Raw genomic sequence first — 21821 nt, 5'->3', positions numbered from 1 at the left:
ACGTCATTGCGGCGGTATCCGCTCCCGTGATCAAGTCGAATCAAGAAGTCAGCGAGAGGAATATCAGCCATGCGTGATGCAGTGATCGTCGACGCCGTCCGTACCCCGATCGGCCGCCGCAAGGGCGCGCTGTCCGGAATCCACCCGGCCGAACTGTCGGCCCACGTCCTCGAAGCGCTCGCCGAGCGCACCGGGATCGCCCCGGAACTCATCGACGACGTCGTCTGGGGATGTGTCAGCCAGAGCGGTGAGCAGGCCGGCAACATCGCTCGCACCGCGGTGCTCGCGGCGGGCTGGCCGGAATCGGTGCCCGGCACCACCGTCACCCGCGCCTGCGGCTCCAGCCAGCAGGCGGTGAGTATGGCTGCGGCCGCGGTCATCTCGGGCCAGCAGGACATCGTGGTCGCCGGTGGCGTCGAGTCGATGACCCGCATCCCGATGGGCAGCGCCGCTCCCAACGGCGAGAATCAGCCGCCCGCGGTTCTCGACCGCTACGGCATCGACAAGTTCAGCCAGGGTGTCGGCGCGGAAATGATGGCCGAGAAGTGGAGCCTGTCACGCACCGCGCTCGACGAATTCTCGCTGCGCTCACATGAACTCGCGGCTGCGGCAAGCGATGCCGGAGCGTTCGACGGGCAACTCGCGCCGCTGTCCGGCGTTCTCGAGGGCGACGAGGGCATCCGCCGCGGTGGCACGCTGGAGAAGATGGCCACCCTCAAGCCGGCCTTCTCCGAAGACGGCGTCATCCACGCGGGCAACGCGTCGCAGATCTCCGACGGTGCGGGCGCGCTGCTCGTGATGAGCAGCGACACCGCCGCCGAGCACGGCCTCACCCCGATGGCCCGCGTGCACACCGCCGTCGTCGCCGGTGACGACCCGGTCATCATGCTGACCGCGCCGATCGCCGCAACGGCCAAGGCACTCAAGCGTTCCGGTTTGTCAATCGGCGACATCGGTGCCTTCGAGATCAACGAGGCGTTCGCGCCGGTGCCGATGGCATGGCAGATGGAGACCGGTGCCGACCCGGCCCGCCTCAACCCGCTCGGCGGCGCCATCGCGGTCGGTCACCCGCTCGGCGGCTCCGGCGCCATCCTGATGACCCGCCTCGTGCACCACATGCGCGACAACGGCATCCGCTACGGACTGCAGTCGATGTGCGAGGCCGGCGGCATGGCCAACGCCACCATCATCGAACTCATCTGACGATTTTTCTGCGAGGAGAACACTTTTCATGGAACTCAAGGGTCTGTCCACCGCCGTCACCGGTGGTGCCTCCGGTCTCGGCCTGGCCACTGCACGTCGCATCATCGACGCCGGCGGCAACGTCACCATCATCGACCTGCCCACCTCCGACGGTGTAGCGGTCGCCGAAGAGCTGGGTGCCGCAGCATCTTTCGCGCCGGCCGATATCACCGACCAGGAGCAGTTCGCGGCCGCTCTCGACGTCGCCGACGAGCGCGGCGGCCTCCGTGCGCTCGTCCATTGCGCCGGCGCCGGCCGACGGATGCGCATCCTCGACAAGGACGGCAAGGCCGGGTCGCTCGACGACTTCGAGTTCGTCATCAAGCTCAACCTGATCGGGTCGTTCAACGCGCTCTCGCTCGGCGCCGAACGCATGGCCCGGCTCGATGCCCTCGATGGTGAACGCGGCGCCATCGTGATGACCGCTTCGGTCGCCGCCTTCGAGGGGCAGATCGGGCAGATCAACTACAGTGCGTCGAAGGCCGGCATCGTCGGCATGACCGTCGTCGCCGCACGCGACCTGGCCAGCAAGAACATTCGGGTCAACACCATCGCACCGGGCATCATGGACACCCCGCTGCTTGCCCGTCTGCGCGACGACGTCCGCGCCGGACTGGAAGCCAGCGTGCCCAACCCGTCACGGCTCGGGAATCCGGCCGAGTTCGGTCAGCTCGCCGTGTCGATCCTGGAGAACGGCTACCTCAACGGCGAGACGATCCGCCTCGACGGCGCCATCCGGATGGCGCCGCGCTGATGGGCGAACCCGCAACAGTTCTCAACTATCCCGCCGTCAGCATGGCGGTGCTCCCGGCGAGCATGTCCGCACTCTACGGCGACCGCGCCGCGGTGGTCGACGGCGATCGCATGCTGACCTACGCCGATCTCGACGAGCGTTCGGCCGCGGTGGCCGCAGCGCTACGAGCGGCCGGTGTCGCCGAACGCGACGTGGTGCTGCTGCACCTGTCGAACAGCATCGAGTTCGTCGTCGCCTACTACGGATCGTTGCGGTCCGGTGCCACGGTGACACTGGTGAATCCGTTGCAGCCGGCGCCGGGACTGCGTCGGCAGATCGTGGAGACGGATGCGGTGGCCGCGTTCACCCAGACCTCGCAGAGTGGGCTGCTTCGGGAGGCGGCCGACGGGACGTCGCTGACCACCATCGTCACCGTGGATGCCGATCTCGATGAGTTCATCGCGGGACATGGTGCCGCCCCGGCCATTTCGATCACGAGCGATGATGTCGCGCACCTGGCGTTCACCGGTGGAACCACCGGGGTCTCCAAAGGTGTTCGGGTACTGCACCGCAATGTGATCGCGAATGCCACCCAGATGATCGGTTGGCGTGCCGGGCATTCGGTGGTGGTCGGCGATGGTGGTCTGGTGCATCTCGAGAAGCGCGACGGTGCGTCCGAACGTGGTGTCGTGCCCGGGGATGCCGCCAGTGTGGTGGTGTCGCCGCTGTTCCATGCGCACGCGCTGATCAACATGTCGTTCCTGTTGCTGTGCGGCGCAACGCAAGTCCTTGCGGGGCGGTTCGATCCGGCTCGGATGCTGGAGCTGATCGAGCGGTATCGCGCCACCTACGTCACCGGCAGCCCCGCCATGTGGCACGCGCTGGCCACCCATCCCGACGTCGCGACGCGCGATCTGTCGTCGGTGCGGGTCGTCTCGTCGGGGGCCGCACCGATCGACCGGGTCACCCTCGAGCACCTGCAGAAGGCCTTCGCCGGGGGTTCGGTTGTCGAGGGCTACGGGCTGACCGAGGCGACTTGTCTGGTGTCCTCGGCGCCGCTCACCGATGGCGGCGAATACCGTATGGGTAGTGTCGGTTTGCCGGTCTTCGACACCGAGGTGCAGATCCGCTCGGTCGACGATCCGAGTGCAGTACTGGGGGCAGGGGAGCGCGGAGAGCTGTGGGTCCGCGGACCCCAGGTCACCGGCGGCTACCTCAATCACCCAGAGATCACCGCCGCCCAGTACGTCGACGGTTGGCTCGACACCGGCGACATCGCCTACCGCGACGACGACGGCTACCTCTACATCTGTGATCGCGCCAAGGACATGCTGATCTACAAGGGCTACAACGTGTACCCGCGTGAGCTCGAGGAGATCCTGGTCACCCACCCGGACATCGCCGCCGCGGCCGTCGTCGGGCGTGAGGCCGGCAGTGTCGGGCAGGAACCGGTCGCCTTCCTCGTCCCCAAGGCAGGACACCGAATCGACGAGGACGCCGTCATGGCCTTCGTCGCCGAACAGGTGTTGCCGTACAAGAAGATCCGCGACGCGGTCGTCGTGGACTCGCTGCCCACCTCGGCGGCGGGCAAGATCCAGAAGGTCGCGCTGCGAGAGCAGTTGGCCGGCGTCTGACCCTTCCGGTCGCCCCGGCGACGTCGCGGAACCTGCACCACCGCTGCACCCTTCGATCCCTGAGGTGTGAGGAGCGCTAGCGACGAGCCACGAAGGGCTGGTGACCAGCTCCTTCGTGGCTCGTTGAAATCAGTTACACCGCAGCCGAGTTGGCAGATGAACTTGCGACGGTTTCGACACGCTCGTCGCTATCGCTCCTCACGGCTCAACCAGCGGAGGGGACACGCTCAGTCAGCGGAGGGGACACGCTCAACGGGCGTTACCGGCGGAGGCCTTCTTCACCAACCCACGCCCGATGATCAGGCGTTGGATCTCGCTGGTGCCCTCGTAGAGGCGGAGCAGCCGGACGTCACGGTAGATGCGTTCGACCGGCACGTCGCGCATATAGCCACTGCCGCCGTGGATCTGGACGGCGAGGTCGGCGACCTTGCCGACCATCTCGGTGCAGAACAGCTTCACCGCCGACGGCGCGATACGACGGTCGGTCTCGTCAACCCACGCACGGGCGGCGTCGCGGACCATCGCGCGGCCGGCCATCACGCCGGTCTGTTGGTCGGCGAGCATCGCCTGCACCAACTGGAACTCGCCGATCGGGGTGCCGCCTTGCGTGGCGGTCGCGGCCCACGCCACCGATTCGTCCAGGGCGCGTTGCGCGGCACCGACCGACAGCGCGGCGATGTGCACACGACCTCGGGCCAGCGACGTCATGGCGGCCCGGTAGCCGACATCCTCGCTGCCACCGACCAGCGCCGATCCGGGCACGCGGACGTCGTCGAAGTGCACGTCCGAGGTCCACGCACCTTCTTGGCCCATCTTGCGGTCCTTGGCCCCGACGGTGATACCGGCAGTGTCGGCGGGTACCAGGAACACCGCGATCCCGGTGCCGGACTTGTCGGCGGGGCGGGTGCGGGCGAAGACCACGAACAGGTCAGCCAGCGGTGCATTGGTGATGAAGCGCTTCTCGCCGCCGATCACCCAGTCGTCGCCGTCGCGAACGGCCTTGGTGCGCAGCCCCGCCGGATCGGAACCAGCGCCCGGCTCGGTCAGCGCGAACGATGCGACGACCTCACCCGAAGCAATCTTCTCCAGCCACTGCGACTTCTGCTCGTCGGTGCCGAATCCGACGAGGACCTGCCCGGCAATCCCGTTGTTGGTGCCGAACATCGAGCGCAGTGACAGCGAGGTGTAGCCGAACTCCATCGCGAGCTCCACGTCCTGGGTGAGGTCGAGTCCGAGGCCACCCCATTCCTGCGGAATGGCATACCCGAACAGGCCCATGTCTTTCGCGGACTGCCGGATGTCGTCGGGGATCGCGTCACCGTCGACGATCTCCTGCTCGCGGGGGACGACGGCGTCCCGGACGAACGAGCGGGTGGCGGCGAGGATGTCGGCGAAGTCCTCGGCGCTCACCTGCGAAGTACCGGTGGTGGCGGTCGTTGCAGAGGTCATGACCTCACTGTTCGCTCTGATCGGGGTGGTGTCCAATACGAATCGGCGACCTTGTCCGATAGTCGCTTCGTATGGTCGGCGACGGGTTCATTTCGGTCATCCGCCGGTAGATTTCAGACCGGAACCATACGAGAGGAACACACCGAACATGTCGACACCCACGCCCACCTCGTTGCTCGACGGCCGGACCGCGGTCATCACCGGCGCCGCGCAGGGCATCGGATTCGAGATCGCCCGCAGCTTCGTCGAAGCTGGTGCACGCGTGGTGCTCGGTGATCTCAACCTGGACGCGGCGACGGCCGCGGCCGACAAACTCGGTGGCCGCGACGTCGCGCGGGCGGTGCGCTGCAACGTCGTCGAGTCCGCCGACATGGACTCGTTGATTGCCGATGCCCTCGACGGCTTCGGCTCGCTGGACGTGATGGTCAACAATGCCGGTATCACCCGTGACGCCACCATGCGCACCATGACCGAAGAGGATTTCGACCTCGTCATCGGTGTCCACCTCAAGGGCACCTGGAACGGCACCCGCAAGGCCGCCGCGGTGATGCGGGAGGCGAAAAAGGGTGCGATCGTGAACATCTCGTCGCTGTCCGGCAAGGTCGGCATGGTCGGCCAGACGAACTACTCCGCCGCCAAGGCCGGCATCGTCGGCATGACCAAGGCCGCCGCCAAGGAGATGGCGCATCACGGTGTGCGCGTCAACGCCATCCAGCCCGGCCTCATCCGCTCGGCGATGACCGAGGCGATGCCGCAGAAGGCGTGGGATCAGAAGATGGCCGAGATCCCGATGAAGCGAGCCGGTGAGGTCACCGAGGTCGCCAGTGTCGCACTGTTTCTCGCGTCCGACATGTCGTCGTACATGACCGGCACGGTTCTCGAGGTGACCGGCGGCCGGTTCATGTGATCGTGAACGTGTTGAACTCCTCCCGGAACGAAAGGCAGCACACAATGTCCGACGTCGTCATCTGTGAACCCGTCCGCACCCCGATCGGCGGTTACGGGGGCATGTTCAAGAGTCTCACCGCCGTTGACCTCGGCGTCACCGCGCTGACCGGACTACTCGACCGCACCGGGCTGAACCCGGAGCTGGTGGAGGATGTGATCCTCGGTCACTGCAACGGCAACAGCGAGGCGCCGGCCATCGGTCGGGTTGTCGCACTCGACGCCGGACTGCCGACGACGGTGGGCGGCATGCATATCGACCGCCGTTGTGGCTCGGGCTTGCAAGCGGTGATCCAGGCGGCCTATCAGGTGGGTTCGGGTAACAACGAGATCGTCGTCGCGGGTGGCGCCGAATCGATGAGCAATGCGTCGTTCTACTCCACCGACATGCGGTGGGGCGGTGCGCGCAGCGGAATAGCCATGCACGACAGCCTGGTTCGCGCGCGGTCGACCGCGGGCGGCAAGAACTACCCGGTGCCCGGCGGCATGATCGAGACGGCCGAGAACCTGCGCGAGCAGTACGAGATCTCGCGGGATGAACAGGACGAACTCGCCCTCGAGTCGCACCAGCGCGCCGTGCGTGCGCAGAAGGACGGCATCCTCGCCGAGGAGATCATTCCGGTGACCGTGCGCAGTCGGCGCGGTGAGGACATCATCGACACCGACGAGCATCCGCGCCCGGACATCTCGATCGAGGCGCTGACCAAGCTCAAGCCGATCATGGGCAAGACGCTCGAGGCGGCAACCGTCACCGCGGGCAACGCCAGCGGACAGAACGACGCCGCGTCGATGTGCCTCGTCACCACACCCGAGGTTGCCGAACGGCACGGACTGCGGCCACTGGTACGCCTCGTGTCCTGGGGCTTGGCCGGCGTACCGCCGCGCACGATGGGCATCGGTCCCGTCCCCGCGACCGAAAAGGCTTTGGCGCAAGCCGGTTTGACGCTGTCCGACATCGACGTCATCGAACTCAACGAGGCCTTCGCCGCGCAGGCCCTCGCCGTGACGCGCGAGTGGGGCTTCGGTCGATTCTCTGCGGACAGTGCGGACTTCGCGCGCACCAACATCCACGGATCGGGCATCTCGCTCGGCCATCCGGTAGGCGCCACCGGTGGGCGCATGCTCGCCTCGCTGGCTCGTGAACTGCAGCGTCGCGAAGCCCGCTACGCGCTGGAGACCATGTGCATCGGCGGTGGCCAGGGTCTGGCCGCGGTGTTCGAGCGGGTCAGCTGACGTGAATCCGAGATGAGGTCGCATGCGACCTCATCTCGGAACATCGACGTCAGCTGAGGTCGCGGAACCAGGACGAGGTCGCATGCGACCTCAATGCGGCTGAAATGGGCGTTATTTACGTCCCGATTTGTGGTGACGGGATGCTCTCGCGGACCAATTCGACGAACGCCTGTCCCACCGGCGACAACGTCGCCGGATCGTAAGCCACTGCGTACGGCCGAAAGAAGCGGGGCTCGATCGGCCGGATCACCGCGCGATCGGCGAACGATTCGGCGACCGCGCGTTCCAGGATGGAACCGCCGATCCCGGCCAGTACCATCGGCATTCGTTCTTCGCGGTGTTCGGCGAGCACCGCCAGCGGCGGGCGGGCGCCGGATACGCGGATCGTCTCCTCGATCTCGTCGGCCACCGACTGTCCTCGCGGCACGAACACCATCGGGTGCAGTGGCAACTCCTGCAACGGAATCGGCCCCTCCGGCACGTCGGTGCCGGGCGGATACACCAGCACGTACTCTTGCTCGCCGAGGATCACCACCTCGAGCCCATCGCCGGCGATCGGCGGGTGCGCCACCGCGAACTCGCAGTGGCCGTCCTCGATCATCGCCGCCGCCTGTGTTTCGTCGCGCAGGTCGCCGAAGCGCACCGTGACCCGGGGGTAGAGGCGACGGAACTCCTCGATCAACTCCACGATCGTCCCGCTGGCGGTAGCCGGGAACGCGAGAATGTCGAGGCGCCCGGTCAATTCACCTTCGGAGGCGGCCAGCAGATCGCCGACGGCGTTGACGTCGCGCATCATCTGCCGCGCCGGGCCGACCATGGTGCGACCCGCCGAACTGAGGACCATGCCACGGCCGATGCGATGGAACAGCTGTACCCCCAGTTCCCGTTCGAGCGCTCGAAGTGCTTGGGACACAGTCGGTTGCGCCACTCCAAGGGCTGAGGCCGCGCCGCCGATGCCGGTGTGTTCGACGACAGCGAGGAAGTACTCGATCTGACGTAATTCCATGAGCGCCTACCACTCTCCGAATTCGTTTGCATCCGAGTCGATCTCGTGCAGACCGCGAGCGACGGCGATGAACGCCATCGCCGCCGGCGACGGATGCGTCGAGCGCAGTACCAGTCCGTAGGGCCGGCGGAGTGGCGGGTCGAGCCCGCGTAGGTGCGCGTTCGGGAGTTGTTGTTCGGCAACCGTGCGCGGCAGGATCGTCGCCCCGACACCACCGGACACCAGCTCCCAGGTCGCGGGCGGATGGGCGCAGTCGATGACGACGTTGGCGGCGTCGTCGTCGAGCACCTCGTCGAGGAACGAGGCGCTGTTGGGGTTGCCGACGTCGACGACCAGCGGGATCTCGCGGACGGCGGCGCGCGGCATCGGGTCCGACCAGCCTGCGGCGACCACATCGGTGCCGGCGAGGACGAGGTCCTGCTCGCCGAGCGGGATCGCGGTGAACGCCGCGTGGTCGGCGGCAGTGTCGATGACGCCGATCTCGGCGTCGCCGTGACGTAGTGCGGTCAGCACGCCGGTAGGGCCGTCGGCAGCGATCACGTGCGCCGACAGTCGCGGGAACCGCTGCCGGAACGCGGCGATCATCTCGACCAGCGGATCGATGCTGAATGCGGCGTAGGTGACGATGTCGACCCGCCCGGCGCGCAGTTCGCGGACGGCCTCGACCTTGGTCTTCACCCGGTCGACGTCGAGCAGGATGCGGCGGGCCGCGACGTCGAACTTGCGTCCGGCGTCGGTCAGCTCGAGTCGTCGGCCACTGCGGTCGAACAGGGTGACGCCGAGGCGTCGCTCCAGCGTGCGGATGGCCTGCGAGAGCGACGGTTGCGAGATGTAGAGCGACTGGGCCGCCTTGGTGATCCCGCCATGATCGACCACCGCGACGAAGTAGGTGACGAGGTGCAGGTCCACCGTCTGATCGTAGGACCTCAGCCCAGTACGCCGGTCACTTCCCCGTCCACTGCGGAGAGCGCTTCTCGGCGAACGCCTTCGCACCCTCCTGCGCGTCATCCGAGGCGAACACGGGCCCGAGATGCTCCCACTGTCCCTTGATGAGGTCGGTGTCGGTGTACTTGATGGACATCGCGATCACCTGCTTGGTGGCACGCACCGCGAGCGGGCCGTTGGCCGCGATGGTCGCCGCGAGCTCACGGGCGCCGGCCAGTGCCTCGCCCGGCTCGGTGAGCCGATTGACCAGACCGAACTCGGCAGCGCGCTCGGCGGTGATCGGATCGCCGGTCAGCGCCATCTCCATCGCGAGCTGGTACGGGAGGATCTTGGGGAGGCGCAGCAGGCCACCGGCCGCGGCAGCGAGGCCGCGCTTGACCTCCGGGATGCCGAACTTGGCTTCCCGTGAGGCGACGATGAGGTCGGCGCTCAGCGCGAGTTCGCAACCGCCGGCCAGCGCCCAGCCCTCGACGGCGGCGATCAGCGGCTTGCTCGGCGGGGCCTCGGTCAGGCCGCCGAAGCCCTTGCCCTCGATGTTCGGACGCTCGCCACGGGTGAATGCCTTGAGGTCCATGCCGGAACAGAAGGTACCGCCGGCACCGGTGAGGATGCCGACAGTCAGGTCGTCGCGGGCGTCCAGTTCGTCGATCGCTGCCGCGATGCCCTCGGCGACCTCACCGTTGACGGCGTTGCGCGCTTCCGGCCGGTTGATGGTGATGACGGCGACGCCGTCGGCGAACTCGGTGAGCACAGCGCTCATCGGGCACTCTCCTTGATGGTGGTGGGGGTGGAAGTTGTCGATGCGGTGGCCGGCGACCAGCGGTTGGGCACGCCGTCGGAGGAGACGAGCACGCCCCGCTGGGCGAGGACGACCATGTGTGCGTGGGTCTCCCGCAGCGCCATCCGGCTCAGGTCCACCGACAGCTGTTCGAATGGTCGCGACCAGGTCACCGAGCGGGTGACGTCCCAGGCGGTGCATTCGGGTTCGGCGGCGACGGCCGCGGTGATCTCGGCGAGTCGTTCCTCGTGGTGTTCGAGTAGCCCGGTGACGCGGTCGGCGAGCCCGCGGAAGCGGTACTCGTGTGACGGCAGCGCCTCGACATCGGGCAGCTGCTCGGTCTGGGCCAGCGACACGAGGTAGTCGGCGAGCGGGTTGGCCAGCTGCAGTGCGTTGGTGGAGATGTTCGGGCTGATCCGGGGCAGCAGGTGATCGCCGGTGAAGATGACCCCGGCGTCCTCATCGATGAAGCACAGGTGGCCGGCGGTGTGACCCGGTGTCCACAGGGCGCGCACGTTCCAGCCGGGCAGGTTCAGTGGGTCGCCGTCGTCGAGTTCGACGTCCATGGTTCGGCCCTTGGGCATCCGCGCGAAGCCGACGAAGCCGGTCTCGGCGACCTCGACGGGAGCGCCCATGATGTCGAGTTCGGCCTGCATGTCCGCGAGCTGCCGGGCCAGTTCGTCGTCGTTGTGATACCGCAGGTGACGGGCGTCGTTGCGGTGCATCGCGATGACCGGATCGGTGTGTTCGAGAAGCCGCGGCACGAGCCCGAAGTGGTCCGGGTGCAGGTGGGTGATGGAGACGTGCCTGACGTCGGTGATGTCGTGGCCGGTGGCGCGAATGCCGTCGACGAGCGCCTGCCACGATTCGTCGGCGGTCCAGCCGGTGTCGATCAGTGCGATCCCGTCGGGCAGCACCAGCGCGTAGACGAGTACATAGCGCAGCGGGTTGCCGGGCATCGGCACGGGGATCGACCACAGGCCGGGGCGCACCTCCTCGACCGGCGGCAGCACCTTCTGCGCCCAGGACTCCTTCTGACGATGTCCGGTGATCTCGATCGTCGTGGTCACGTTCACCTCCTGCCGACAGCCGCATCGGCCGCTGACATCCGCTCTGCGCCCGAACAGTTGCGGGCCACAACTTCCACTTGATCATGACGAGTGGCACACAGACAATGCGGGTCCGGCTCACGGTCGATGAGGAAGTACCTATGGTGTCGGGATTGACCTCCACGGGCGGCGCGGGCGATCGTGGCCCGGTGGACGCTGCAGAACAACCGTTGCCCCTGTCCGGGATCACCGTCGTCGCGCTGGAACAGGCCGTCGCCGCGCCGCTCGCGACCCGTCACCTCGCCGACCTCGGTGCGCGTGTTATCAAGGTCGAACGGGTGGGTGAGGGCGATTTCGCCCGCAATTACGACGATGCCGTCAACGGTCTCGCGTCGCATTTCGTCTGGCTCAACCGCGGCAAGGAATCGATCACGCTCGACCTCAAGACCGACACCGATCTCGACGTGTTGCATCGCCTGATCGCCCGCGCCGACGTCTTCCTGCAGAACCTCGCGCCCGGCGCGGCCGCGCGGATGGGGCTGGCGGCCGACGTACTGCGCGCCGATCATCCCGCGCTGATCGTCGTCGACATGTCCGGCTATGGCGACGGCGGCCCGTACCGGGATCGCAAGGCCTACGACATGCTGGTGCAGGCCGAGGCCGGACTGATCTCGGTGACCGGTAGCGCCGACGAGGTCGCCAAGACCGGCATCCCGACCTCCGACATCGCCGCCGGCATGTACGCACTCACCTCGGTGCTCTCCGCACTGGTGCGACGCGGTGTCACCGGTGTCGGGGCCTCGGTCGCGGTGTCCATGTTCGACGCCACCGTCGAGTGGATGGGTCACCCGATGTACATGCGGCTCAACGGGAATCGGCAGATCGCGCGGTCCGGCGTCGGGCACGCGGCGATCGTCCCGTACGACCGGTACCCGACCCGCGACGGGGAGATCCTGCTCGGGGTGCAGAACGACCGAGGTTGGCAGGTGTTGGTGCGTGACGTGCTCGATCGTTCCGACCTGGCCGACGACCCGCGCTACGCGACCAACATGGACCGGGTCGCCCGACGGGCCGAGGTGGACGCCGAGATCGCCGCCGAGACCAAACGTTTCACCTCTGATGACCTCGACCGCAAGCTGGCCGCAGCAGGCGTGCCCGCCGCCGAGATCCGCGAACTGGACGGCGTCGTCGACCACCCGCAGCTGCGTGAGCGCGACCGCTGGCGTGAGGTGGACACCGAAGCCGGCCCGATCCGCGCGGTCCTGCCGCCGATGACCTTCGCCGACGTCGAACTGCGGATGGGCCCAGTGCCCGCCCTCGGCGAGCACACCGAGGCGATTCTCGCGGAGCTGCAAGAGGATTGACGTGTCGCCGGCCCCCTGATTCGGGTCACCAGGGGGCTTCGTGACGCGTCGGGCTCGTTCCTCGCTCGTCGCTCCTCAGCCAGCGGAAATTCCCCGATCCCTGAGGTGCGAGGCGATAGACGGCCTCCCGATCCCTGAGGTGCGAGGCGATAGCCGAGCCACGAAGGGCCCGTGACCGCGACTCCGATCTACGGCGTATCCGCACCCAACTCCGGTGCCGGTCCGGTCCGGTAGTGCTCACCGTCGAACTGCGCGGGGAGACCGGCGGCCAGATACCGGCCGATCGTCGGCTGGTCGAGTTCGGCGAACAGTGGATTGCGTGTCAGTAGACCGCTCGCGACGACCTCGTCGAAGGTGCGGTACTGCTCGGAGAGCACGGCACAGTCATCCAGCGCTGCAGCGACTTCGGCAGTGGTGTGCCGCGCAAACCACGGCTCGAACAGCCCGTTGAGCACCTTGCGGTGGGTGAATCGGTCGGCCTCGCTGCGGAAGTCGGCGTCAAGTGCCTTCTCGACGGCGTCGACGGCATCGCCGACGCCGGTGAGTTCGACGAGCTCGCGAAAATGTCGCGGGGTCAGTGCGACGATCATGAACCGTCCGCCGTCGGAGGTGGCGAAATCCCTTCCGTACGTGCCGTAGATGTCGTTCCCGGTGCCCTCACGGCCGCTGCCGTTGACCTGCGGCTCGGTCAGGTAGCCGAGCGTGCCGGCGATGGCGAGTGCGGTGTCCTCGAGTGGCAGCGTGATGTGGGCGCCGGTGCCAGTGGCGCTGCGACGTTGCACGGCCGACGAGATAGCTAGTGCCGCATAGAGTCCGCACACCACATCCCACGCGGGCAGGACGTGGTTGACCACACCGGCGTGATCGGTCGGACCGGTGATGGACGGGAACCCGAGCGCGGCGTTGACGGTGTAGTCGACTCCGGGGGTGCCGTCGGTTCGCCCGAGGATCTCGCAGGTGATCACGTCGGACCGGAGTTCGGCCAGCGACTCATGGCTCATCCAGGATCGGCCGGCCTGATTGGTGAGCAGGATACCGCCACCGTCGCCGGGTTCGGTTACCAAGCGCCGCACCAGTTCCTGTCCTTCGGTACTGCGAAGGTCGGCGGTGATCGAGCGTTTGCCGCGGTTGAGTCCGGTCCAGTAGATCGACGCGCCGTCGGCGGTGACCGGCCAGCGGTTCACGTCGGCGGCGCCGCCGATCGGGTCGATACGGGTGACGTCGGCGCCGAGCTGTGCCAGGGTCAGACCGGCGAGCGGGGAGGCGACGAAACTCGATACTTCGATGACTCGCAGTCCGGCAAGGGGTTTCGGTTGTTCGGCAGTCACGGTAGGTCTCCTCGGGTCAGGCCATCAGAGCGCGGTAGCGCCAGTCGAGCACCGGTCGCTCGGTGCCGTCGGATTCGTGCGCGACGACGAGCGATCGCAACGTCAGCACACCGCCACGGTCGGCTGCGGTCGCGTCCTCGACATGGAGTTCGCTGGTGAGGGTGTCGCCCTCGTGGACGGGACCGGTGTGGTCGCAGGAGTCCCAGCCGAGGACGGTCACCAGATTCGGCAGGGCCCGATTCGCCTGTGCCAGAGCCAGTCCGATGGTGTGCCCGCCGTAGACCAGTCGACCTGCCTGGCCCACCCGCGCATCGTGATGCGTCGCCGCGATATTCAGGGTGAGCCGCGCCAGTTCGGGTGCGCTGGAGACGACGTCGCCGCTCGACCGGTAGACGTTGCCGGTGAGGTCGGTCGAGAAGTGCTGTCCGCGAACGTCGCTGCGATAGGTGTCGAACTTCCAGTCCGGCAGGACCGGATCGATCGGGGCGGCCGGTCCGATGGTCGAGAGGTCGTCGGCGTGTGGTGTGCGATCGGGATCGGCGGCGGGTGACAGCGGCAACATCGCGCAACGGTAGAAGTCCAGGACGACCGCATCGTGCTGGTCGACGGTGATCATGTGCAGTGCGGCGAGTCCGGTGGCGGCGCGGCCGGGCTTCGGCTTGTTCTCTCGCAGCCCGACGACTTCGGTTGTGGTGGTGAGGGTGTCACCGATGTGCGGGAAACTCAGGAACCGTAGGCCGCGGTAGAAGAGGTTGGCCTTGACGTGATGGGTGGCCAGCGTGGACTGGCCGATCGCCAGGTCGGTGACCAACCCGGGGTGGGCGAGCGGCTTCTCGCGCCCGGTCACCCGCTGGGCCAGGGTGTCGTCGAGCGCGAGACGCAGTCGATCACCGAGGATCGCCTGATGCGTGGCTGCCATGCCCGAGGTGAGGGTGACCGACGGTGCGTCGTCGAAGGTCTGACCGATGCTGAGATCGTCGAAATAGGGTCCGCCGACCGCGATCACGTTCTCGCTCATGCCCGACCTGCCTTGGCCAGCACGCGGCGTGCCGAGACGGCGAGTGCCTCGTCGAGCATGCGACCGTCGAGTTTGGCGGCACCGTCGCCGCGGGCGGCAGCCTCGTCGAGCGCCTCGATCACCCGCTGCGCGTCCTCGACTGCGTCGGAGGTGGGGGTGAAAATATCTGCGGCCGAATCGATCTGTGCCGGATGGATCACCCAGGTGCCGTCGTAGCCGAGGTCGCGGACCCACCGCTTGGCCGAGCGGAAACCCTCGTCGTCGGCGATGGTCAGATGCGGCCCGTCGATCACCGAGATGTCGGCGGCGCGCGCAGCGACGAGGACGGCGTCCTGGATCGGATGCCACACCGATTGCGGTGCGGTGGTCGGACGTCCCAGTGCCGCACCGAGATCGGCGTAGCCGATGATCACCGCGTCGAAACGATCCGACGCGCTGCAGATCGCCGCGACGTCGCGGATGCCGATCGGGGTCTCCACCAGCGCCTGGATGCGGGCCGGCGCGTCGCCGAGCCGGTCGGCGACCTCGACGATCTGCGCGGCCGACTCCGCCTTCGGGAGCACCACCGAGGTGAGTGATCCCATCGCCGCGCAGGCGGCCAGGTCGTCGTCGACCCACTCGGTGCCGAAGGCGTTGATGCGGATCGACACCGCCCGGTTGCCGCCGAATTCGGCGACGAGCTCGGCGGCGGCCGCGCGGGCGCTGTCCTTGTTGGCGGGTGTGACGGCGTCCTCGAGGTCGAGGACGACCTCATCGGCGGCGGACGCCAGGGCTTTGCGCGCCTTGCGGTCATCGGAGGCGGGCGCGACCAGTACGGCGCGGCGGGGGAGTATCTGCACGATCAACCTCGATCTCGGTCTCGACCAAATGTGCGGCCAAATGTGTGTATGAAACACCTACCAGACTCACGCAGATTACGAAAGTCTTGACAGAAGCGAAGTACATTCGTCAAAATGGCCGTACAAATATGGCGTCGGAGGTGCCGATGATGTTCGCGCAATCGCGACACCGGGATCGATAGGATCTGTCGGGATGACTCAACGCGACCTCGCCGAACCCGCCTACCGGGCGCTCGCCGCGACCCTCCGCACGCAGATCGCCGAGGGGCGCTACGCCGACGGTGTCCGGTTGCCGACCGAATCGGAGTTGTCCGACGAGTTCGGGCTCAGTCGTCAGACCGTGCGCCGCGCCTTCCAGGATCTCGTCGCCGAAGGGGCGGTGTACCGCGTGCCGGGTCGCGGGACCTTCGCGAACGAGAACGGTGGCGGCGGACGCTACCTGCGGCAGCTTGGGTCGATCGAAGACCTGATGAATCTGTCCGCCGACACCACCATGGAGGTCGTGTCGGCGCCGGCGCGACGGGTCGACCTCGAGGCCTCCGGTCGGCTGCGACTCGACACGGACCTGGTCTACCGCATGGTCTTTCGACGCTTCCACGATGAGATCCCGTTCGTGGTGACCAACGTGTCGTGGCCCGAATCGATCGCCCGACTGGTGCTCGAGCGTCCCGAACTGGCGCAGGGTGCGACCAGCACCTACACGATGATCGGGCTGCTGGAGCCGCACCTGCAGCGCCCGATTGTCGAAGCGGCGCAATCCATCACGGTCGCCGCCGCACCCGCGTCGGTCGCCGAGTTGCTGAATTGTCCGGAAGGGCATTCGATGCTGCGGGTCGACCGTCTCTACAGCGATGCCGACGGCGACGCCGTGGAATTGGCGGTGAGTTACTTTCTGCCGGAGCACTATACGTATCGGGTCACGTTGCGGCGGAACGCGTTTCCGTCGGTCGGCTGAGCGATCCTTTCGCTGGTTGAGCTGTCACTCGTTGGTTGAGCTTGTCGAAACCCGGTCATCGGATGTGTGGTTTCGACCAGCGTCGGGCTCGACTTCGATTAGCGTCGGGCTCGCAGGCTCGCTCGTCGCTACTCAGCCCGGCGGCTTCGCTCGCTCGTCGCGCTCAACCAGCGGACGCCGCGGTCGTGATGACGTAGTGCCCCGACCGCAGGAACCGGGTGTGGGTGGGCGGGCCGTCGGCGAAGGCCGGGGTGAGGGCCTCGCGCAGAGCGCGGCGCCAGCGGGACGCGGCAACGGGATTGCTGCGCCGCATCGCCTCGATGTCGCGGGGCACCGGGACAACCAGCATCGCCGCGTCGCCGCCGTCAACGGCTTTCGGGTCGTCGTCGGGGCCGTCGATCGCCAGGTGCGCGCCGGCCTCCAGCAGGTCGTGGGCGGTTTCGGCGGTTTCTCCGGGCGGCGTCGCATCGAGCGCCCAGGTGAGGAGGAGTCGGTCGCTCTCGTCGCCGGCGTTGATCTCGTCGTGGATGTCGCCGTAGAAGTCCCGCAAATACTCGCTCGGCGCGGCGCCCAGTTTGGCGATGTTGAAGTAGGCGTTGCGGGCCACCAACGGATCGAAGGTCCAGGTGATGCGCGCCAGACCCCGTTCGGCCGCCCACTCGCGCTGATGCAACTTCAGCGCGTGGCCGACGTTGTGTCCCCGTCCCGCGCGGGCGACCCCGGTGATGTGACTGTGCAGCGTCTCGCCGGCGGGTGCGGCGAAGAAGCCGACGCTGCCGCCGGCCAGTCGGTCGCCCACGTACGCGCCGGCCACATAGTTGCCCGCATGCGCCAGCGCCCGGAGCATGTCGGTGCTCACCGGACGGTCACTGGGATCGGGGCGCCACACGTCGTCGAACACCCGGGTCAGCGCCGCGAGATCGGCAGGGGAGGACAGCTCACGAATCTCGACACCCGTCGATGCGTGCGGCATGCGAGCATTCTTTCACTGCCGACCGGTGCGACGTGGGGATTCCGCCGACACCAGGGCATGGAGGCATGCCCTAGGATTGCCGCCATGCAACCCGCGACGCCCGACCGGTCGCCCGGTCTCGCGACGCGCGTCGCCGCCGGGGTCGTCGTGCCGTTCGTGGCCGTCGCGGCCCACGGTCTGGCCGCCGACGAACTGCCCTCGACCTCGGGGATGCTCCTCACCGCAACGATCGGCGTGCTGGTCGGCGTCACGCTCGGCGGTGGACGTCGACAGTCGCTGCCCGCGGCAATCGGCTCGACGACCGCGCTGCTCACCGCCGCCCAGATCGGCGCACACGTGGCGTTGATGGTCGGCGGGAACTCGTCGGGCATGATCATGCACCACGACGCGTGGCTGCCGATGCTGCTCACGCACGTCATCGCGATCCCGCTCAGCGCGGTGCTGATCGTCGCGGCCGCCACGGTTCTTGCGCGGATCACCTCGACCATCCGCTCGCTGATCCCACCTCGGGGCGTCGACGCCCCGCCCGCCGTTGCCGTGCGGTGGTTCCCGCCGTACATCACGTCGTCGGTCATCGTCGGCAGTGTCGGAGTTCGTGGTCCGCCGGTGTCGGCCTGATCCGATCCGTTCCGTCCGCCGCACCACGACTGCGGCGGCATCCACCTGCCGCGAGAGGAACCCTGCGTGCGCCCCGTCGTCCGACGTCTGTCGATCATGCTCATCGGTGTCGTCGTCGCCGTCCTCGCAGGAGCCGGCACGGCCGACGCCGCCACCCACACCGATCTGCTGCGGTCCACCCCGGGCCGCTCCGCGACGCTGTATGCCGCGCCGATCACGGTCACGCTGACCTTCGATCGGCCGCTGCTGCCCGACGCGTGGGTCACCGTGCGCGACAACACCGGGCGCAGTTGGCAACTCGGTCGCGCGACGGTCCGTGGTGCGACGGTGGCCCAGCGGACAAGTCTCTACGCGGGCGAAGGCCGTTACGTGGTCAGCTACCACGCTCGGACCTGGGACGGACATCGGATCGACGGCCGATTCACCTATCGAGTGAAGTCGGTGTAATCGCCACACGCATCCGCGTCCACCGAACCAGAAAGACAATTTCATGAATCGCACACTCATCCGACGGATCGCGCTGCCCGCGGCCGCCCTCGGTATCGCGGCGAGCGCTTCGCTCGCCGGCATCGGCAGTGCCTCCGCGCACGTCACCGCCAATGCCCCGACCCTGACGCAGGGGGGCTACGGCGTCGTCACGCTCGTCGTGCCGAACGAATCCGACACCGCGGCAACCACCTCGCTCACCGTCACCCTGCCGAAACTGAAGTCGGCGCGGCCCGAGGTGATGGCCGGCTGGAAGTCCGACGTGGTCAAGGACCCGACGACCGACGAGGTCAGCTCCATCACCTGGACCGCGCTGCCGGGCACCCCGGGCGTTCCGGTGGGGCAGTTCGCCCAGTTCCGCATCTCCGGCGGACCGTTCCCGGAGCAGGAGTCGGTGTCCTTGCCCGCGGTGCAGACCTACGCCGACGGCGAGAAGGTCGACTGGTCGCAGCCCACCGAACCCGGTGGCGAGGAACCGGAGCATCCGGCCCCCGCACTGACCCTGCCGGCGAGTACCGAGGGCGGCGACCATCACGGTTCCGCAGCCACCACCACCTCGGAAGCGGCTGAGCCGCAAGCGGAGTCGTCGTCGAACGACAGCGCGGCCCGCTGGCTGGGCGGCATCGGGCTGCTCATCGGCGCGGTCGGCGCGGTCATCGGTGTCGCCGCACTCAACCGGTCGCGCGGAGGGCGGGGCGACGGTGCGTAACCGTCGTCTCGGGCTGCTCGCCGTCGTGTCGCTGATGGTCGCGGGCATCCTCGCGACCATCGCGGCCCCGGTGGCGTCAGCCCATTCCCAACTCGAGTCCTCCGATCCCGCCAACGGTGCGCAACTGTCCACCGCACCCACCCGGGTCAGTCTCACCTTCAACGAGGCGATCCAGGAGTCCTTCGACGTCCTCAACGTCGTCGGCCCGGACAATCACTACTGGCATGAGGGCGATCCGACGGTCACCGGCCCGACGATCAGCGTCGGCCTGCGGGAACTCGGGCCGGCCGGTAAGTACGTCATCAACTATCGCGTCACCTCCGCCGACGGGCATCCCGTCTCGGGGCAGCGCACCTTCGAGATGACCACCGCCGGTTCCGGTACCCCCGGCCCGGCCGTGGACGCGGCCCAATCGTCGTCGGACGACGGACCGCCGCTGTGGCCGTTCATCGTGGGCGCGCTGGTCATCCTCGCGGGTGGACTCGGCGTCGTGCTGTGGTGGAGCCGACGGCCTCGCGCCCACTGATCCGACATCGCTGATGGGTATCGCGAGCAACCGCACGCACGACACCGGTTCCCGGCACCTCCGGGGCTCGGCGGTGGGCGCCGGGCTGCTCGCGATCCTCATCGGGGTCGGATTGTGTTGGGTGTTGGCCACTCCCGCCGGTCCCGAGGCCGTCGCGATCCCGGCCGGGGTCGCCCTCGGTGCGGCGGTGCTACTGGTCGGACTCGGCGCGCTCCCGCAGATCGGACCCGAACCGTCAACCGCGATCATCGGGGTGGCCGGCGGCCTCTGGCTCGGTGCCTCGCTCGTCGCGGCGTGGATCCGAACCGCCGAGCGGGCCGGCGAGGCACCCCGATCGGTCACCGTGAATCAGTTCATCGACAGTGTGAGCAGCGGTGCCGCCGAACCGATCTCGGTGATCGCGGCGCTACTCGTCGTGGTGTTCGCGTTTGTCGCGCTCACCGGGCGCGCCACCCCGCCGGTGCTGACCGTGGCCATCCTGGCCGCGATCGGGATCCTGGCCACCTCCATCGCCGGGCACCCCGGCCAGCGCACGTGGGGGCCGCTATTGGTCGGCACGCACGCACTCGCGGCCGCCTGGTGGTGCGGCACGCTGGCCGCGATGATCGTGACCGTCCGTGGCCGGCGTGGTTGGGCGAGCGTGCTGCCGGCGTTCTCGGCGCGTGCGGTGTGGGCGGTGGCGGTGATCGCGGTGACCGGGGTGATCGCCGGACTCGTCGAGGTCGGCGGACCGGGTGCGCTGGTCAGTACCGGTTACGGCCGGGTGTTGCTGGCCAAGCTGATCGGGCTCGCGGCGCTGATCGCGCTCGGCGCGCGGCATCGTCGCCGGTGGGTGCCGCGGGCGTCGCGACATCAGGTCACCGACGAGCAGTCGATCCGCATCGCGGCGACCGAGCTGGCACTGATGGCCGTGGTGCTCGGTCTCGCCGTCGGCCTGTCGACGACCGCCCCGTAACCAAGCGCTCAGGCCGGCTGATCCCAGACGGCCATCAGTTCGGTGATGATGTCCACCGACATGCCGAGCGCCCCGAGGTGACTCTCGCCGTGCATGGTGAACAGCTTCGCGTCGGGCAGCAGTGACACCATCTGCTCGCCGTGCGCGTAGGGGATGATGTGGTCGCAGTCGCCGTGCCACCATCGCACCGGGACCGTCACGTCGCGGACCCGGAAACCCCAATCGTGGGAGAACACGACGATGTCGGCGAACGGCGCCTCCATCCGCCGCGACCCGCCGTGCAGCAGGTCGTCGAGGAACATCGCCCGGAATTCGGGGCGTTTCAACAACTCTCGATCACCCTGCGGGGACAGCCGGCCGTAGATGGAGATTGCAGGTTCGGCGATCGGACGGGCGACGCTCAGTACCGAACTGAGCACCTTGCCGATCGGGGCGCCGGCGTAGCGCAGTGCCGGTGCCGTCGCATGACCGAGCCGCATCGCGCCGCCGCCGACCGCGTCGGGTCCTTCGGTGGGCGCGACGCCGCCGAGGATACCGGCCGCGACCACCCGGTCCGGGAAGGCGTGGGCGACGCCGAGAGCGTACGGTCCGCCGCCGGACAGTCCGATCACCGCGAATTGATCGATGCCGAGAGCGTCGGCGACCGCCTCGAGATCTTGGGCGAAGTCGGCGACACACGTGTAGCGGTGCGGCGTCGACGACCCGACGCCGGGACGATCGAGCCCGACGATCCGTAGGTCGTTCGCGGCGGCGTAAGTGCGGGCCTCGGTGGGAATCTGTCGGCGGGCTCCGGGCGTGCCGTGCAACCAGAAGAGCGCGCGACCGGTTGCCGTGCCGAACTCGGCGAATCCGATCCGCCGGCCGTCGCCGGTCGCGACGGAGCCCTCGACCTTGGGGCGGGCGATGTCGATCATGCAATGAGCATGACACGTGCCGTGTGTTCTGTGTCACGAGACCCGAGTAGGCGACGGTATCGGCGGAAACGGACCCGTCGAACCGCGCAAGCGCCGAGACTGGTGACTGATCCATTCACCTC

The 21821-nt window shown here is 68.0% G+C and carries 22 protein-coding genes; 12 read left to right on the top strand and 10 right to left on the bottom strand.

The features are described from left to right. Positions 1–69 precede the first annotated feature (69 nt). From AAFP30_RS22560 to AAFP30_RS22550, 3 genes are read left to right on the top strand one after another with little or no spacing between them, the layout of a single operon-like run. Positions 70–1203 carry a thiolase family protein gene (locus AAFP30_RS22560; protein ID WP_419232256.1) on the top strand — a complete coding sequence of 378 codons (1134 nt, stop codon included), beginning with the start codon at positions 70–72 and terminating at the stop codon, positions 1201–1203. Positions 1204–1231: 28 nt separating this feature from the next. Then, positions 1232–1996 (top strand): SDR family NAD(P)-dependent oxidoreductase, encoded by a 765-nt coding sequence (locus AAFP30_RS22555; RefSeq protein ID WP_419232255.1) that lies wholly within the window; start codon positions 1232–1234, stop codon positions 1994–1996. Between the two features lie 41 nt (positions 1997–2037). Further along, positions 2038–3609 (top strand): class I adenylate-forming enzyme family protein, encoded by a 1572-nt coding sequence (locus tag AAFP30_RS22550; RefSeq protein ID WP_419232435.1) that lies wholly within the window; start codon positions 2038–2040, stop codon positions 3607–3609. Between the two features lie 249 nt (positions 3610–3858). Here the strand turns inward: AAFP30_RS22550 and AAFP30_RS22545 are convergent, their stop codons facing one another. After that, positions 3859–5058, bottom strand: a complete 1200-nt coding sequence (locus AAFP30_RS22545) for an acyl-CoA dehydrogenase family protein (protein WP_419232254.1) — start codon at positions 5056–5058, stop codon at positions 3859–3861. A gap of 148 nt (positions 5059–5206) precedes the next feature. Here AAFP30_RS22545 and fabG point away from each other — a divergent pair, with 148 nt between their 5' ends. Next, entirely contained in the window at positions 5207–5965 is a 759-nt protein-coding gene (gene fabG / locus AAFP30_RS22540; protein ID WP_419232253.1) for a 3-oxoacyl-ACP reductase FabG, read from the top strand. A 44-nt stretch (positions 5966–6009) separates the two neighbouring features. Then, complete coding sequence (locus tag AAFP30_RS22535) at positions 6010–7236, top strand: acetyl-CoA C-acetyltransferase (protein WP_419232252.1); 1227 nt, start codon at positions 6010–6012, stop codon at positions 7234–7236. Positions 7237–7351: 115 nt separating this feature from the next. On the opposite strand, the gene AAFP30_RS22530 is transcribed toward AAFP30_RS22535, so the two are convergent. From AAFP30_RS22530 to AAFP30_RS22515, 4 genes are read right to left on the bottom strand one after another with little or no spacing between them, the layout of a single operon-like run. Next, positions 7352–8242, bottom strand: a complete 891-nt coding sequence (locus AAFP30_RS22530; protein WP_419232251.1) for a LysR family transcriptional regulator — start codon at positions 8240–8242, stop codon at positions 7352–7354. A 6-nt stretch (positions 8243–8248) separates the two neighbouring features. Next, positions 8249–9151, bottom strand: a complete 903-nt coding sequence (locus AAFP30_RS22525; RefSeq protein ID WP_419232250.1) for a LysR family transcriptional regulator — start codon at positions 9149–9151, stop codon at positions 8249–8251. 34 nt (positions 9152–9185) lie between these two features. Beyond that, positions 9186–9947, bottom strand: a complete 762-nt coding sequence (locus AAFP30_RS22520; RefSeq protein ID WP_419232249.1) for a crotonase/enoyl-CoA hydratase family protein — start codon at positions 9945–9947, stop codon at positions 9186–9188. Continuing rightward, the gene (locus tag AAFP30_RS22515) at positions 9944–11035 is read right to left on the bottom strand and encodes an MBL fold metallo-hydrolase (protein WP_419232248.1); all 1092 of its coding nucleotides are present in this window, start codon (positions 11033–11035) and stop codon (positions 9944–9946) included. The genes AAFP30_RS22520 and AAFP30_RS22515 overlap by 4 nt, the downstream gene beginning before the upstream one ends. 140 nt (positions 11036–11175) lie before the next feature. Between AAFP30_RS22515 and AAFP30_RS22510 the strand changes: the two genes are divergently transcribed. Continuing rightward, positions 11176–12378, top strand: a complete 1203-nt coding sequence (locus AAFP30_RS22510; RefSeq protein WP_419232247.1) for a CaiB/BaiF CoA transferase family protein — start codon at positions 11176–11178, stop codon at positions 12376–12378. A 188-nt stretch (positions 12379–12566) separates the two neighbouring features. On the opposite strand, the gene AAFP30_RS22505 is transcribed toward AAFP30_RS22510, so the two are convergent. From AAFP30_RS22505 to AAFP30_RS22495, 3 genes are read right to left on the bottom strand one after another with little or no spacing between them, the layout of a single operon-like run. After that, positions 12567–13706, bottom strand: coding sequence for a CoA transferase (locus AAFP30_RS22505; protein ID WP_419232246.1), 1140 nt, complete (start codon positions 13704–13706; stop codon positions 12567–12569). A gap of 16 nt (positions 13707–13722) precedes the next feature. Continuing rightward, positions 13723–14724, bottom strand: a complete 1002-nt coding sequence (locus tag AAFP30_RS22500; protein ID WP_419232245.1) for a MaoC family dehydratase — start codon at positions 14722–14724, stop codon at positions 13723–13725. Beyond that, on the bottom strand, positions 14721–15563 hold the full coding sequence (locus AAFP30_RS22495; RefSeq protein WP_419232244.1) for an HpcH/HpaI aldolase/citrate lyase family protein: 843 nt from the start codon (positions 15561–15563) through the stop codon (positions 14721–14723). Before AAFP30_RS22495 ends, AAFP30_RS22500 begins: the two co-directional genes overlap by 4 nt. A gap of 193 nt (positions 15564–15756) precedes the next feature. Between AAFP30_RS22495 and AAFP30_RS22490 the strand changes: the two genes are divergently transcribed. After that, a complete protein-coding gene (locus AAFP30_RS22490; protein ID WP_419232243.1) occupies positions 15757–16518 on the top strand; it encodes a GntR family transcriptional regulator in 762 nt (253 codons plus the stop codon). A 163-nt stretch (positions 16519–16681) separates the two neighbouring features. Here the strand turns inward: AAFP30_RS22490 and AAFP30_RS22485 are convergent, their stop codons facing one another. Then, a complete protein-coding gene (locus AAFP30_RS22485; RefSeq protein ID WP_419232242.1) occupies positions 16682–17491 on the bottom strand; it encodes a GNAT family N-acetyltransferase in 810 nt (269 codons plus the stop codon). Positions 17492–17575: 84 nt separating this feature from the next. Between AAFP30_RS22485 and AAFP30_RS22480 the strand changes: the two genes are divergently transcribed. From AAFP30_RS22480 to AAFP30_RS22460, 5 genes are all read left to right on the top strand, one after another. Beyond that, positions 17576–18109, top strand: coding sequence for a YtxH domain-containing protein (locus AAFP30_RS22480; RefSeq protein ID WP_419232241.1), 534 nt, complete (start codon positions 17576–17578; stop codon positions 18107–18109). Positions 18110–18175: 66 nt separating this feature from the next. Continuing rightward, positions 18176–18556 (top strand): copper resistance CopC family protein, encoded by a 381-nt coding sequence (locus AAFP30_RS22475; protein ID WP_419232240.1) that lies wholly within the window; start codon positions 18176–18178, stop codon positions 18554–18556. 43 nt (positions 18557–18599) lie between these two features. Continuing rightward, positions 18600–19304: a YcnI family protein gene (locus AAFP30_RS22470; RefSeq protein ID WP_419232239.1), complete on the top strand. Its 705-nt coding sequence runs from the start codon at positions 18600–18602 to the stop codon at positions 19302–19304. Continuing rightward, positions 19297–19830: a copper resistance CopC family protein gene (locus AAFP30_RS22465; RefSeq protein ID WP_419232238.1), complete on the top strand. Its 534-nt coding sequence runs from the start codon at positions 19297–19299 to the stop codon at positions 19828–19830. The genes AAFP30_RS22470 and AAFP30_RS22465 overlap by 8 nt, the downstream gene beginning before the upstream one ends. A gap of 13 nt (positions 19831–19843) precedes the next feature. Further along, positions 19844–20785 carry a copper resistance D family protein gene (locus tag AAFP30_RS22460; RefSeq protein WP_419232237.1) on the top strand — a complete coding sequence of 314 codons (942 nt, stop codon included), beginning with the start codon at positions 19844–19846 and terminating at the stop codon, positions 20783–20785. 8 nt (positions 20786–20793) lie between these two features. Here AAFP30_RS22460 and AAFP30_RS22455 read toward each other — a convergent pair whose 3' ends face one another. After that, positions 20794–21699 carry an alpha/beta fold hydrolase gene (locus AAFP30_RS22455; RefSeq protein ID WP_419232236.1) on the bottom strand — a complete coding sequence of 302 codons (906 nt, stop codon included), beginning with the start codon at positions 21697–21699 and terminating at the stop codon, positions 20794–20796. Between the last annotated feature and the right edge of the window lie 122 nt (positions 21700–21821).

The sequence above is a fragment of the Gordonia sp. CPCC 205515 genome (assembly GCF_048537925.1).
Classification (GTDB): domain Bacteria; phylum Actinomycetota; class Actinomycetes; order Mycobacteriales; family Mycobacteriaceae; genus Gordonia.
Note: the sequence above shows the minus strand (reverse complement) of the source record. Positions and strands in the feature narration are given on the sequence as shown.

Bases quoted from the DNA above. Each gene is read 5' to 3' on its own strand.
- AAFP30_RS22560 (WP_419232256.1), top strand. From the start codon at position 70: ATGCGTGATGCAGTGATCGTCGACGCCGTCCGTACCCCGATCGGCCGC.
- AAFP30_RS22555 (WP_419232255.1), top strand. From the start codon at position 1,232: ATGGAACTCAAGGGTCTGTCCACCGCCGTCACCGGTGGTGCCTCCGGT.
- AAFP30_RS22550 (WP_419232435.1), top strand. From the start codon at position 2,038: ATGGCGGTGCTCCCGGCGAGCATGTCCGCACTCTACGGCGACCGCGCC.
- AAFP30_RS22545 (WP_419232254.1), bottom strand. From the start codon at position 5,058: ATGACCTCTGCAACGACCGCCACCACCGGTACTTCGCAGGTGAGCGCC.
- fabG (WP_419232253.1), top strand. From the start codon at position 5,207: ATGTCGACACCCACGCCCACCTCGTTGCTCGACGGCCGGACCGCGGTC.
- AAFP30_RS22535 (WP_419232252.1), top strand. From the start codon at position 6,010: ATGTCCGACGTCGTCATCTGTGAACCCGTCCGCACCCCGATCGGCGGT.
- AAFP30_RS22530 (WP_419232251.1), bottom strand. From the start codon at position 8,242: ATGGAATTACGTCAGATCGAGTACTTCCTCGCTGTCGTCGAACACACC.
- AAFP30_RS22520 (WP_419232249.1), bottom strand. From the start codon at position 9,947: ATGAGCGCTGTGCTCACCGAGTTCGCCGACGGCGTCGCCGTCATCACC.
- AAFP30_RS22510 (WP_419232247.1), top strand. From the start codon at position 11,176: ATGGTGTCGGGATTGACCTCCACGGGCGGCGCGGGCGATCGTGGCCCG.
- AAFP30_RS22500 (WP_419232245.1), bottom strand. From the start codon at position 14,724: ATGAGCGAGAACGTGATCGCGGTCGGCGGACCCTATTTCGACGATCTC.
- AAFP30_RS22490 (WP_419232243.1), top strand. From the start codon at position 15,757: ATGACTCAACGCGACCTCGCCGAACCCGCCTACCGGGCGCTCGCCGCG.
- AAFP30_RS22485 (WP_419232242.1), bottom strand. From the start codon at position 17,491: ATGCCGCACGCATCGACGGGTGTCGAGATTCGTGAGCTGTCCTCCCCT.
- AAFP30_RS22480 (WP_419232241.1), top strand. From the start codon at position 17,576: ATGCAACCCGCGACGCCCGACCGGTCGCCCGGTCTCGCGACGCGCGTC.
- AAFP30_RS22470 (WP_419232239.1), top strand. From the start codon at position 18,600: ATGAATCGCACACTCATCCGACGGATCGCGCTGCCCGCGGCCGCCCTC.
- AAFP30_RS22460 (WP_419232237.1), top strand. From the start codon at position 19,844: ATGGGTATCGCGAGCAACCGCACGCACGACACCGGTTCCCGGCACCTC.
- AAFP30_RS22455 (WP_419232236.1), bottom strand. From the start codon at position 21,699: ATGATCGACATCGCCCGCCCCAAGGTCGAGGGCTCCGTCGCGACCGGC.